At 68.3% G+C, this 12,061-nt stretch carries 10 protein-coding genes; 5 read left to right on the top strand and 5 right to left on the bottom strand.

Features of this window, described 5'->3' with window-relative positions; translation table 11 throughout:
- Window positions 1-3: 3 nt before the first annotated feature.
- Window positions 4-1,215 (bottom strand): pyridoxal-phosphate-dependent aminotransferase family protein, encoded by a 1,212-nt coding sequence (locus tag ACV229_RS25740; protein ID WP_448085927.1) that lies wholly within the window; start codon window positions 1,213-1,215, stop codon window positions 4-6.
- A gap of 733 nt (window positions 1,216-1,948) precedes the next feature.
- On the opposite strand from ACV229_RS25740, the gene ACV229_RS25735 reads away from it, so the two are divergent.
- The 5 genes from ACV229_RS25735 (at window position 1,949) to ACV229_RS25715 (ending at window position 7,587) form a co-directional block, all read left to right on the top strand.
- Window positions 1,949-2,932 (top strand): LysR family transcriptional regulator, encoded by a 984-nt coding sequence (locus ACV229_RS25735; protein ID WP_448085926.1) that lies wholly within the window; start codon window positions 1,949-1,951, stop codon window positions 2,930-2,932.
- A gap of 30 nt (window positions 2,933-2,962) precedes the next feature.
- Complete coding sequence (locus ACV229_RS25730) at window positions 2,963-3,961, top strand: 2-hydroxyacid dehydrogenase (protein WP_448085925.1); 999 nt, start codon at window positions 2,963-2,965, stop codon at window positions 3,959-3,961.
- 145 nt (window positions 3,962-4,106) lie between these two features.
- Complete coding sequence (bluB, locus tag ACV229_RS25725; protein ID WP_448085924.1) at window positions 4,107-4,862, top strand: 5,6-dimethylbenzimidazole synthase; 756 nt, start codon at window positions 4,107-4,109, stop codon at window positions 4,860-4,862.
- A 229-nt stretch (window positions 4,863-5,091) separates the two neighbouring features.
- Window positions 5,092-6,261, top strand: coding sequence for an MFS transporter (locus tag ACV229_RS25720; protein ID WP_448085923.1), 1,170 nt, complete (start codon window positions 5,092-5,094; stop codon window positions 6,259-6,261).
- A 165-nt stretch (window positions 6,262-6,426) separates the two neighbouring features.
- The gene (locus ACV229_RS25715) at window positions 6,427-7,587 is read left to right on the top strand and encodes an MFS transporter (RefSeq protein ID WP_448085922.1); all 1,161 of its coding nucleotides are present in this window, start codon (window positions 6,427-6,429) and stop codon (window positions 7,585-7,587) included.
- A 213-nt stretch (window positions 7,588-7,800) separates the two neighbouring features.
- Here the strand turns inward: ACV229_RS25715 and fahA are convergent, their stop codons facing one another.
- The 4 genes from fahA to ACV229_RS25695 are packed head-to-tail and all read right to left on the bottom strand — an operon-like array spanning window position 7,801 to window position 12,045.
- The gene (gene fahA / locus ACV229_RS25710) at window positions 7,801-9,108 is read right to left on the bottom strand and encodes a fumarylacetoacetase (protein ID WP_448085921.1); all 1,308 of its coding nucleotides are present in this window, start codon (window positions 9,106-9,108) and stop codon (window positions 7,801-7,803) included.
- Window positions 9,105-10,439, bottom strand: coding sequence for a homogentisate 1,2-dioxygenase (gene hmgA / locus ACV229_RS25705; RefSeq protein WP_448085920.1), 1,335 nt, complete (start codon window positions 10,437-10,439; stop codon window positions 9,105-9,107). Before hmgA ends, fahA begins: the two co-directional genes overlap by 4 nt.
- A 23-nt stretch (window positions 10,440-10,462) precedes the next feature.
- Window positions 10,463-11,818 carry an MFS transporter gene (locus ACV229_RS25700; protein ID WP_448085919.1) on the bottom strand — a complete coding sequence of 452 codons (1,356 nt, stop codon included), beginning with the start codon at window positions 11,816-11,818 and terminating at the stop codon, window positions 10,463-10,465.
- Window positions 11,815-12,045, bottom strand: a complete 231-nt coding sequence (locus tag ACV229_RS25695) for a DUF2783 domain-containing protein (protein ID WP_448085918.1) — start codon at window positions 12,043-12,045, stop codon at window positions 11,815-11,817. Before ACV229_RS25695 ends, ACV229_RS25700 begins: the two co-directional genes overlap by 4 nt.
- Window positions 12,046-12,061: the final 16 nt, after the last annotated feature.

The raw sequence follows: 12,061 nt of genomic DNA, 5'->3' as shown, positions 1-12,061 counted from the left end.
CGCTTACTCTCCGCGCCGCGACAGTTCCTGCTCGAGCGCGGCGACGCCGGCCGGCAGGTCCACCGGCACCTTCAGGTCGACCATCGTGCGGCCGAACGCGTGCAGCGTGCGGAACAGGTTGTGCTCGCGGCACTGCTCGCCCATCTGGCCGATCCGCACGATCGGCAGGCCGAACGAGCCTGAGATCTCGACCTGGTACTGCTTGGAGATATGGCCGCAGATCATGCCCGGCGTGAGGCCCTGCGGCGTCTCGATCCCGACTACCGAATTGAGCCGGCACGACTTCGGCGCATAGAGCTTGAGCCCCATCGCCTCGACGCCCGCCTGCAGCGCAAGCGAGCAGCGCAGGTGCCGCGCGAAGCGGCTTTCGAGCGTCTCCGCGCAGACGAGCCGCAGCGCCTCGTGCAGCGCGAGCACGCCCGACACGGGCGCCGTGTAGTGATAGCCGGCGTTGTGCCAGAAGTTCTCGGCGAGCGCCATGTCGAGACACCAGTGCGCGTTCGGCTCGGGGCGGTTCTTCATCCGTTCCCATGCGGCGTCGGAGAACGCGATCAGCGACACGCCCGGAATCGACGACAGGCCCTTCTGCCCGCCGGTGATCACCGCGTCGATCCCCCACGCGTCCATCTCGAGCGGCATCGTCGACAGCGTGCACACCGCGTCGACGACGACGAGCGCGCCCGCCGCCTTCGCGAGCGCGGCGATGTCGCGCAGGTCGCGGTTCCATACGGTGTTGGACGTCTCGCCATGCACGATCGTGACGATCTCGGGACGCTCGCGCGCGATCGCATCGGCAATCTCGTCGAGGCTCGCGACCGCGCGGTCGGGCACTTCCAGCACCGCGACGTCAGCGCCGACGCGCGTCGCCATCTCGGCCATCCGCGCGCTGAAGAAGCCGTTGCGGATCGACAGCACGCGCGTGCCGCGCCACGCAAGGTTCGACATCGCCATTTCCATCGCCGCCGAACCCGGGCCCGCCACGCCGAGCACCCACTTCGTGCGGGTCTGGAACACATAGCGCGCCATCTCCTTCACCTGCTCGATGACCTTCGACATCGTTGCGCCGAGGTGGTTGATCACGATCGTGTTCGCCTTCGCGACGGCGGCCGGGATCGGGACCGGACCGGCCCCCATCATCAGCAGCGGTTCTTCGGGCAGGATCGCGTCGAGCGGCACGACGACGGGACAGGGAATCGGCGAATAATCGATGGACATGGCAGAAATTCGGTGAAGGAAGGAAAACGCTCGCTCGCCGCGCATCGTGGCGAATTGATCGATCATTCCGCGTTCCGCTGCATTGCGCAAGAGGCACGCGCGACCCAATCGAACGCCACGCGCCGCCGCCGCGGCTGCGCGTGGGTGCCGCCCGATTCTCCCGCGCATTAGCGCGCCATATCCGAATCCGCTGCGAAACGGTTCCATGCCTGCGATTTTCTCCGCCACACGGACGCGATTCACGAACCGCTCCCATTGAACATCGGCTCCATGACGTCACGGAAAACCGCGCGCCCCGAAAATCGGCGCAGGCGAATTGACACGCGAATCCGCCAGTCATCCATAAAAATCCGCTAAAGCAGCCGGCATTGACACCGCATTCCGAAACTCGCCGACAACACGCGCCCCACCCACCATCAATTCATTGATTCATAAGCGCATTTTATTCATTCACTCTACATGCCTCGAAAAACGCGATACGCATTCCACTGTCACATCCGTCGTGATCTGTCACCACCGCGAATACGCCCACAATCGATTTTTCGCAACCCGCCCTTTTTCTGAGGTTGACGGATATCGCCGCCGTCATGAACAATCGCCAAGGTAATCGAAACCCCATTTTCGACACGATGGCGAAACGGGTGTGAAATGGGCGTGGCGCGTCGCTTATTGCGTCTTGCGCAACAGGAAATCACAACCATAATCAATCAACCGGGCCAAAAATACACAAGCCATGAACCAGATTCAGACCATGCGTGTATTCGTCTGCGTCGCCGAGCAGCAGAGCTTCCGGCGTGCAGCGCATCAACTCGGCGTGTCGAACGCGCTCGTCACACGCTCGATCGCGATGCTGGAGGGCCATCTGAATACGCGGCTGATCCACCGCACGACGCGCAACCTGTCGCTGACCGAGGCCGGGGTGCGCTATCTCGACGGATGCCGCGCGCTGCTCGAAGAATTCGACCACCTCGAAGCGTCGGTCACGCACGCGGTGCGCGAACCGGTCGGCACGCTGCGCGTCGTCGCGTCCGGCCTGCTGTCGCCGCTCGCGCTGACGCCGCTCGTCACCGGCTTCCAGCGCCGCTATCCGCAAGTGCGCGTGCAGCTCACGGTCGCCGAAGGCCCGCTCGACGTGCTCGAGTCGGGCTACGACGTCGGCATCGTTACCGGCAACCGGCTCGACGGCAACCCGGCGCTGATCGGCCACGCGCTTGCGCCGAACACGCTCGTCGCGTGCGCGGCGCCCGCGTATCTCGAACGCCGCGGCGAGCCGCGCGCGCCCGACGACCTGCCACGCCACGACTGGGTCGCGCTCGCGCAGCACCAGCACGCGCCCGCGTGGCGGCTGCTCGGGCCGGACGACGCGACGCATGCGGTCACGGTGCGCCCCGTCTGCACGGTCAACCAGCTGTCGCTCGTCCAGGCGGCGGCCGTCGCGGGCTCCGGCATCGCCGTGCTGCCGGAAGACCTCGCCGCCGGCGCGCTCGACAGCGGCGCGCTCGTGCGGCTCCTGCCCGGCTACCGGATCGACGACCCGGACGCGCAGCTGTCGCTCGTCTATCCGAACCGCCAGTTCGTGCCCGCGCGCACCCGCAGCTTCGTCGAGCACGCGCTCGACCATTTCGGCACGCAGGCGGCCCGCACGCGCGCCGGCTATGCGTTCCTGCACGAGTCGCGTGCGCCCGACCGCCCCGACATCGTCACCGGTCTGCAGTAAACTGCGCGCGTCACCCTCCGGAGGTCCAGCGTGCGCGTGATCCTGTTCAGCAGTCGCCAGTACGACGACGAGTCGTTTACCGCCGCGAACCGGCAGTTCGGCTACCGGCTGCACTTCCAGCCGTCGCACCTCGACGCCGAAACCGCGATCCTCGCGCACGGCTACGACGTCGTCTGCCCGTTCGTCAACGACACCGTCGATGCGGCGGTGCTCGAACGGCTCGCGGACGGCGGCACGCGGCTCATCGCGCTGCGCTCGGCGGGCTTCAACCACGTCGACCTCGCCGCCGCAGAACGGCTCGGCATCACGGTCGTGCGTGTGCCCGCGTATTCGCCGCATGCGGTCGCCGAGCACGCGGTCGCGCTGATCCTCGCGCTCAACCGGCGGCTGCCGCGCGCCGTCGCGCGCACCCGCGAAGGCGACTTCTCGCTGAACGGCCTGCTCGGCTTCGACCTGCACGGCAAGACCGTCGGCGTGATCGGCACGGGCATCATCGGCAGCGTGTTCGCGAAGATCATGATGGGCATTGGGATGCACGTGCTGACGCACTCGGTGCCGCCGTACAACGACGAGCTGATCGCGTTCGGCGCCCGCTACGTCGGGCTCGACGAGCTGCTGCGCCACGCCGACATCGTGAGCCTGCACTGTCCGCTGCTGCCGTCGACGCATCACCTGATCAACGCGCGCACGCTGGCGCAGATGAAGCACGGCGCGATGCTGATCAACACCGGCCGCGGCGCGCTCGTCGACGCGCCGGCGCTGATCGATGCGCTGAAGAGCGGCCAGCTCGGCCACCTCGGGCTCGACGTGTACGAAGAGGAAAGTGGCCTTTTCTTCGAGGATCACTCGGACCAGCCGCTGCAGGACGACGTGCTCGCGCGGCTCCTGACGTTCCCGAACGTGATCGTCACGTCGCATCAGGCGTTCTTCACGCGCGAGGCGCTCGCCGAGATCGCGCACACGACGCTCGTCAACATCGAGGCGTGGCACGCGGGGACACCGCAGAACGTCGTCGCGTCGAATCGCTGACGTCGCAGCGGCGCGGCGGCGAAAGCCGCGTGCCCGCGTTCGTTCCCCGATCGCAATCAATCCGCCCTTTCGTTTCGCCTGATGTAACGCCGGCGGCCCGCGGTCTGCTATCGTTGCGCCGACGCCATTCCTGCCGCTGCCGCCCATGCGTTTCGACGATCCCGCCCTTGCCGCTGTCTACCGCGCCATCTTCGAGCGGCGCGACATGCGCCATTTCACGCCGGCGCCCGTCGATCCCGAGGTGCTCGCCCGGCTGCTGCGCGCGGCCCACCATGCGCCGAGCGTCGGCTTCATGCAGCCTTGGCGCTTCATCCGCATCACCGATCCCGCGTTGCGCACGGACATCCATGCGCTCGTCGAGACCGAACGCCGCGCGACCGCCGACGCGCTCGGCGAGCGCCAGGACGAATTCATGCGGCTGAAGGTCGAAGGCGTGCGCGAATGCGGCGAACTGCTGGTCGTCGCGCTGACCGACGGCCGCGAGCGCCACGTGTTCGGCCGCCGCACGCTGCCGGAGATGGATCTCGCATCCGCCGCGTGCGCGATCCAGAACATGTGGCTCGCGGCGCGCGCCGAGGGGCTCGGGATGGGCTGGGTATCGCTGTTCGACGTCGACGCGCTGCGCACGCTGCTCGGGATGCCCGACGGCGCAAAGCCGATCGCGGTGCTCTGTCTCGGGCATGTCGATGCGTTCTACGCGAAGCCGATGCTCGAGGAAGAGCGCTGGGCCGCACGGATGCCGCTCGAAGCGTGCGTGTTCGAGAACGGCTGGAACGGTGCGGCGGGTGATGCCGGCGAATCCGTCGAATCCATCGAATCCATCGAATCCATCGAATCCATCGAATCCATCGAGTCCGGCGAGTCCGGCAAAACCGCCACGCCGGCACGAAACGCCGTCTGAGCATCAGGCCACAGCGCCGACACTGCTTTTGCGCCGCTGTTATCCACACCCCTACCGGCCCCGCGCGATCCCACACTGTGGGCACGCGCTTCGTGTGCCGTCGCATGCCGGCAACAGCCATTCCGGCCCCAAACATAAGGGTTTTCACTGAAGTAGAATCGCGGCTGACGTTCTCCGTCCGCCTGCGTTGCGCATCCCGCGCCCGGCGGCATTTTCCGGGCCCACCGCGATGCCTTTACCTCTCTTTGCCCTTGCTGTCGCCGCATTTGGAATCGGTACCACCGAATTCGTGATCATGGGGCTGCTGCCCAACGTCGCGCGCGACCTCGGCGTGTCGATCCCGGCCGCCGGGATGCTCGTGTCGGGCTATGCGCTCGGCGTGACGATCGGCGCGCCGATCCTCGCGGTCGTCACCGCGAAGATGCAACGCAAGCGCGCGCTGATGGGGCTGATCGGCCTGTTCATCGCGGGCAACCTGTTCTGCGCAATCGCGCCCGGCTATGAAGTGCTGATGGCCGCGCGCATCGTCACCGCGTTCTGCCACGGCGCATTCTTCGGAATCGGCTCGGTGGTCGCGAGCAACCTCGTCGCGCCGAACCGCCGCGCGCAGGCGATCGCGCTGATGTTCACGGGGCTCACGCTCGCGAACGTGCTCGGCGTGCCGCTCGGCACCGCGCTCGGTCAGGCGTACGGCTGGCGCGCGACGTTCTGGGCGGTGACGGGCATCGGCATCGCCGCGGCCGCCGCGCTCGCGGTCTGCCTGCCAAAGAACCTCGAGATGCCGGATACGAGCATCACGCGCGAATTCGGCGTGCTGAAGCACCCGCAGGTGCTGATGGTGCTCGGCATCAGCGTGCTCGCGTCCGCGAGCCTGTTCAGCGTGTTCACGTACATCACGCCGATCCTCGAGGACGTCACGGGCTTCTCGCCGCGCCAGGTCACCTACGTGCTGCTGCTGTTCGGCCTCGGGCTCACGGTCGGCGGCACGCTCGGCGGCAAGCTCGCCGACTGGCGCCGGATGCCGTCGCTGATCGTGTCGCTCGCGCTGATCGGCGTCGTGCTCGCATTGTTCGCGGGCACGATGCACGTGCCGTTCGCGGCGCTCGCGACGATCTTCGTGTGGGGGATGCTCGCGTTCGCGATCGTGCCGCCGCTGCAGATCCTGATCGTCGATCGCGCGAGCGACGCGCCGAACCTCGCCTCGACGCTGAACCAGGGCGCGTTCAATCTCGGCAACGCGACGGGCGCATGGCTCGGCGGGATGGCCATCGGTGCCGGCATCCCGCTCGTGAACCTGCCGTGGGTCGGCGTCGCGATGGCTGTCGCGGCGCTCGCGCTCACGCTGTGGTCGGCGTCGCTCGAACGCCGCCCGGTCGCCGCGCCGACCGAATACGTGTAACGGCGATCGGCGCCGCGATGCGGCCGTCAATGCACGTCTGCGCGATCACGAAGGCGATGCGCTTGCAGACCCGGCCGCGCGGCGCGCCACCGGTGCGCGCGAACACCACGCGCACCTGATGGCCTTCATGGACCGATGCAGCTCGCCGGTGTAGCATCCCGCCCGATGAAAGCCATTATTAATCGGGATTTCCTCGCGCTCATCATGAGCGTTGCGGTCGTCGGCCTGGGCACCGGCGCTACCCTCCCCCTCACCGCACTCGCACTGACCGAAGCCGGACACGGCACCAACGTCGTCGGCATGCTGACGGCCGCGCAGGCCGGCGGCGGCCTCGCGATCGTGCCGTTCGTCACCGTGCTCGCGCGCCGCATCGGCGCGCGCCGCGCGATCGTCGCGTCGGTGCTGCTGCTCGCCGCGGCGACCGCCGTGATGCAATTCACGTCGAACCTCGTCGTGTGGGGCGTGCTGCGCGTGCTGTGCGGCGCGGCGCTGATGCTGCTGTTCACGATCGGCGAGGCGTGGGTCAACCAGCTCGCCGACGACGCGACGCGCGGCCGCGTGGTCGCACTCTACGCGACCAACTTCACGCTGTTCCAGATGGCGGGCCCGGTACTCGTCAGCCAGATCGCGGGCTTCACCGGCATTCGCTTCGCGCTGTGCGGCGCGCTGTTCCTGCTCGCGCTGCCGTCGCTCGCGTCGATCCGCCGCGCGCCGCTCGGCGACGGCGACACGCATCACGCGGACCACGACCACTGGCGCAGCGTGCTGCCGCGCATGCCGGCGCTGATCATCGGCACCGGCTTCTTCGCGCTGTTCGATACGCTCGCGCTGTCGCTGCTGCCGCTCTACGCGATGGATCACGGCGTCGCAAGCGGGACCGCGGTGCTGCTCGCGTCGATCATGCTGTTCGGCGACACCGCGATGCAGTTCCCGATCGGCTGGCTCGCGGACAAGCTCGGCCGCGAGCGCGTGCACCTCGGCGCCGGCTGGGTCGTGCTCGCGGGCCTGCCGCTGCTGCCGTTCGCCGTCACGAATCCGTGGCTGTCGTGGCCGCTGCTGTTCGTGCTCGGCGCGGCCGCGGGCAGCATCTACACGCTGTCGCTCGTCGCATGCGGCGAGCGCTTCCGCGGCGCCGCGCTCGTCACCGCGAGCTCGCTCGTGTCGGCGTCATGGAGCGCCGCGAGCTTCGGCGGCCCGCTCGTCGCGGGCGCGTTGATGGAGCAATTGGGCAGCAACGCGCTCGTCGGCGTGCTGATCGTCTGCGTCGCGGCGTTCGTCGCCGCCGCGCTGTGGGAGCGCCGCGCCGCGTTGCAGCGCGCGGTCTAGCGCCCGTTCACGCCAATAGCGGGCTTGCGAACTACCTTGCCGGCTGGCCCCAAGGGGACTTTCTTCGGGCGCGCGCAACGAGCAAGGCGCGCCGTTTTGCCGAGCCAAACAAGCGACGCACGACGCCACAATGCGACCGACAAGGTACGCCCCCCCTGAATTAAAAAATCATTCGCGAGGCAGGCCGCCGCGTATCTGCGGGGTATCGACGTGTTACGCCTTCAACGCCGGCAGGATCTTCCCGACGCACGCGCCGAAGCCGACCCGATAACCATCGCCCTGGCACCAGCCGCTGAGCGTCAGTTCATCGCCGTCCTCGATGAACGCACGGCTGCCGCCGCCCGACAGCGCGATCGGCTCCTTGCCGTTCCACGTCAGCTCGAGCAGGCTGCCGAACGAATCCTTCGTCGGCCCGCTGATCGTGCCCGATCCCATCAGGTCGCCGACCCGCGTATTGCAGCCCGCGACCGTGTGATGCGCGAGCTGCTGCGCCATCGTCCAGTACATGTGCTTGAAGTTGGTGCGGCAGATCGATGTCGCTTCGGATGCGCCTTCCGCGCGCAGCGTCACTTCGAGCGCGATGTCGAACGCATGCTTGCCCGCATGCTGCAGATACGCGAGCGGCTGCGGCACCTGCTCCGGCTGCGCGGTACGGAACGGCTCGAGCGCGTCGAGCGTGACGATCCACGGCGAGATCGTCGTCGCGAACGTCTTCGCGTTGAACGGCCCGAGCGGCACGTATTCCCACTGCTGGATGTCGCGCGCGCTCCAGTCGTTCAGCAGCACCATCCCGAAGATGTGCGCTTCCGCGTCCTCGCACGCGATCGGCTCGCCGAGCGCGTTGCCCCGGCCGACGATGAAGCCCGTCTCCAGTTCGATGTCGAGCTTGCGGCACGCGCCGAACACCGGGCGCGCCTGGTCGGGCAGCTTCAGCTGGCCGTTCGGGCGCCGCACCGGCGTGCCGCTCACGACCACCGACGACGCGCGACCGTTGTAGCCGATCGGCATCTCCGACCAGTTCGGCAGCAGCGCATTCTTCGGATCGCGGAACATCGAGCCGACGTTGGTCGCATGCTCCTTCGACGAATAGAAATCGGTATAGCCGGGGATGTCGACCGGCAGATGCAGCGCCGCGTCGCGCTGCGGCACGAGCACTTGCGCGCGCAGCACTGCATCGTCGCGCAGCCGCGCGGTGTCGCGCGCGAACAGCTCGCTCAATTGCACGCGCACGCTGCGCCATGCATCGCGGCCGAGCGCGATGAACGCGTTCAGCGTCGGTTGCGCGAACACGTCGGCGGCGCCGGCCGGCAGCGTCACGAGGCCCGCGCGCGACAGCGCCGCGAGATCGACGATCTGGTCGCCGAGCGCGACGCCTGCGCGCCGCGCCGCCTGCTTCGCATCGCTGAAGATGCCGAACGGCAGGTTCTGGATCGGGAAGTCGCACGCGGGTTCGTTCGCCGCGTCGACCCAGCTCTTGCGGGCCGGGTCGAGCGTCGCGCGCAGTTCAGGGGTGTCGCTCATTTTTGCTCCGGATTGAAGTGTTTCTGGATGCCTTGCCAGCATTCGAAGTAATTCGCCTGCAGCTGCGCGGTGTCGAGCGCGAAGCGCGTCGGCCGGATCAGCGTGCGGGTCTCGAACATGAATGCCATCGTGTCGTCGACCTTGTGCGGCTTCGTCGTATCGCTCGCGGACGCCTTCTCGAACGTGTCCGCGTCCGGGCCGTGGCCCGACATGCAGTTGTGCAGGCTCCCGCCGCCCGGCACGAAGCCCTCGGCCTTCGCGTCGTACGCGCCATGCACGAGGCCCATGAATTCGCTCGCGACGTTGCGGTGGAACCAGGGCGGGCGGAACGTATCCTCGGCCGCGAGCCAGCGCGGCGGGAAGATCACGAAGTCGATCGCGTCGACGCCCGGCGTGTCGCTCGTCGAATGCAGCACGAGGAAGATCGACGGATCGGGATGGTCGTAGCTGATCGAGCCGATCGTGTTGAACAGGCGCAGGTCGTACTTGTACGGCGCGTAGTTGCCGTGCCACGCGACGACATCGAGCGGCGAATGGCCGATATCCGCGCGCCACAGGCGACCGTTCAGCTTCGCGACCAGTTCGAACGCGCCTTCGCGGTCCTCGTAGGCGGCCTGCGGCGTCAGGAAATCGCGCGGGTTCGCGAGGCCGTTCGAGCCGATCGGGCCGAGGTCCGGCAGCCGCAGCAGCGCGCCGAAGTTCTCGCAGATGTAGCCGCGCGCGTGACCGTCCGGCAGCGCGACCGTGAAGCGCACGCCGCGCGGGATCACCGCGATCTCGAACGGCTCGACGTCGAGCCGGCCGAGTTCCGTCGCGATATGCAGGCGCCCCTGCTGCGGGACGATCAGCAGCTCGCCATCGGCGCTGTAGAAGAAGCGGTCCTGCATCGAACGGTTCGCCGCGTACAGGTGGATCGCGCAGCCGTTCATCGCGGCAGCCGAGCCGTTGCCGGCCATCGTCACCCAGCCTTCGACGAAATCGGTCGGCTCGGCCGGCATCGGCAGCGGATCCCAGCGCAGCTGGTTCGGCGGCGTCGGCGGCACGTCGGGCGAATCGCCGAACTCCGACACGAGCCGCTGCGGGCCGCCGAACGGCTCGAACGGCCGGTGCACGGCCGCCGGGCGGATCCGGTACAGCCACGACCGGCGGTTATGGCTGCGCGGCGCGGTAAACGCGGTGCCGGACAGCTGCTCCGCGTAAAGCCCGTACGGCGCGCGCTGCGGCGAGTTGCGGCCGTGCGGCAATGCACCGGGCAATGCCTCGGTCGCGAATTCGTTCGCGAATCCGCTCAGGTAGCCGGCACTCGCCGGTTTCGACAGGTCAAGCGTCATCGTTTCCTTTCTCCATCAATCGTTCAGACGGCGCGCGGCGCTTCAGCACCGCGCCGCCGCGTCACATTTGCAAGACCAAGCACGAACAGCGCCGAACACAGCACCGGCAGTGCCGCCGCGTGAAACAGCGCACCGTTCGACCAGTTGAGCGCAATCAGTTGTCCGCCGACGAGCGGCCCGAGCACGGAGCCGATCCGGCCGATGCCGAGACTCCAGCCGATGCCCGTCGAGCGCAGCGACGTCGGGTAGTACTGGCCCGCGAGCGCGTTGACGGCCGGCTGCCCGCCGACCACGCAGAAGCCGCCCGCGAACACGACGATCAAGAGCCACGGCAGCGCATGCGCGACCGAGCCGATCAGCCCGACCGACACCGCCGCGCACGCGAAGCACGCGAACAGCACGCGCACGAAGCCGTAGCGCTCGATGAACCAGCCGAGCGACAGCGTGCCGATCACGCCGCCCGTCTGCAGCACGGTGCCGACGATCACCGCGGTGCCCGGCGAATAGCCCGCGTCGCGCATCACGGTCGGCAGCCAGTTCGACAGGAAATACAGGTCGATCAGGTTCATGAAGCTGATCGACCACAGCAGCAGCGTGACCGGCAGCCGGCCGTCGCGGAACAGCTCGGCGACGGGCGCGCCGCTCGTGGCCTTTTCGCGCACGACGATGCGCGTGCCGGCATCGATGCCGGCTTCGGGCGCGAAGCGCGCGAGCCAGTCGCGCGCCTGCGCGTCACGCCCTTTCAGCACGAGGAACTGCAGCGATTCGGGCAGGCGTGCGGCCATCGCGAACGCGAGCACGAACGGCACCGCGCCGCCGACGAAGAACACCGCGCGCCAGCCGAGTGCCGGGATCAGCGCGGCGCTGACGAAGCCGCCGAGCGCCGCGCCAAGCGTGAAGCCGCACGACACGATCATCATCCGCTTCACGCGATGCGCGCTCGGGCTGAACTCGCCGACGAGCGCCATCGCGTTCGGCATGATGCAGCCGAGGCCGAGGCCCGTGACGAAGCGCAGCGCCATCAGCACCGGGATCGAGCCCGCGAACGGCGTCGCGAGCATCGTCAGCGCGAAGAACAGCGTCGCGCCGATCAGCACCGGCCGGCGCCCGATCCGGTCGGCGAGCACCGACAGGCCGAGCGCGCCGAGCAGCATTCCGAACAGGCTCGCGCTGAACACCGGGCCGAGCGCCTGCTTCGGCACGCCCCACTCGGCGATCACGCTCGGCGCGACGTAGCCCATCGCCTGCGCATCGAAGCCGTCGATCACGAGACAGAGCCCGCACAGCGCGAGCAGCATCCAGTGAAACGCGGGGCGATGGGTCTCGTCGATCACGCGCTCGACTTCGAGCGTGCGTGCCGCGCCCGGCGCGGCGCTCATTGCGCAGCCTCCGCGGCCGGATGCGCGGGCGGCGTCACGCCCTGGCGCGCGAGCGCCATCGCTTCGCGCAGCAAACCGAGATCGCCGATCTGGTTCGCGAGCAGCAGGATCAGCTTCGCGTTGACGAGCTGGCTGTCGCTGTCGGTCAGGTCGCGATGCATGTCGATCAGCGCCTCGTAGAACGCGTCCGGATCGGACAGGCGCAAGCGGGTGTCGAGGTGGTGCATGACGGGTGTCTCCGAT

It is taken from the genome of Burkholderia sp. MR1-5-21 (assembly GCF_053427715.1).
Note: the sequence above shows the minus strand (reverse complement) of the source record. Positions and strands in the feature narration are given on the sequence as shown.

Coding starts and splice junctions, on each gene's coding strand:
- fahA (WP_448085921.1), bottom strand. CDS start 9,108: ATGAGCGACACCCCTGAACTGCGCGCGACGCTCGACCCGGCCCGCAAG.
- ACV229_RS25735 (WP_448085926.1), top strand. CDS start 1,949: ATGAACCAGATTCAGACCATGCGTGTATTCGTCTGCGTCGCCGAGCAG.
- ACV229_RS25720 (WP_448085923.1), top strand. CDS start 5,092: ATGCCTTTACCTCTCTTTGCCCTTGCTGTCGCCGCATTTGGAATCGGT.
- hmgA (WP_448085920.1), bottom strand. CDS start 10,439: ATGACGCTTGACCTGTCGAAACCGGCGAGTGCCGGCTACCTGAGCGGA.
- bluB (WP_448085924.1), top strand. CDS start 4,107: ATGCGTTTCGACGATCCCGCCCTTGCCGCTGTCTACCGCGCCATCTTC.
- ACV229_RS25715 (WP_448085922.1), top strand. CDS start 6,427: ATGAAAGCCATTATTAATCGGGATTTCCTCGCGCTCATCATGAGCGTT.
- ACV229_RS25695 (WP_448085918.1), bottom strand. CDS start 12,045: ATGCACCACCTCGACACCCGCTTGCGCCTGTCCGATCCGGACGCGTTC.
- ACV229_RS25740 (WP_448085927.1), bottom strand. CDS start 1,215: ATGTCCATCGATTATTCGCCGATTCCCTGTCCCGTCGTCGTGCCGCTC.
- ACV229_RS25700 (WP_448085919.1), bottom strand. CDS start 11,818: ATGAGCGCCGCGCCGGGCGCGGCACGCACGCTCGAAGTCGAGCGCGTG.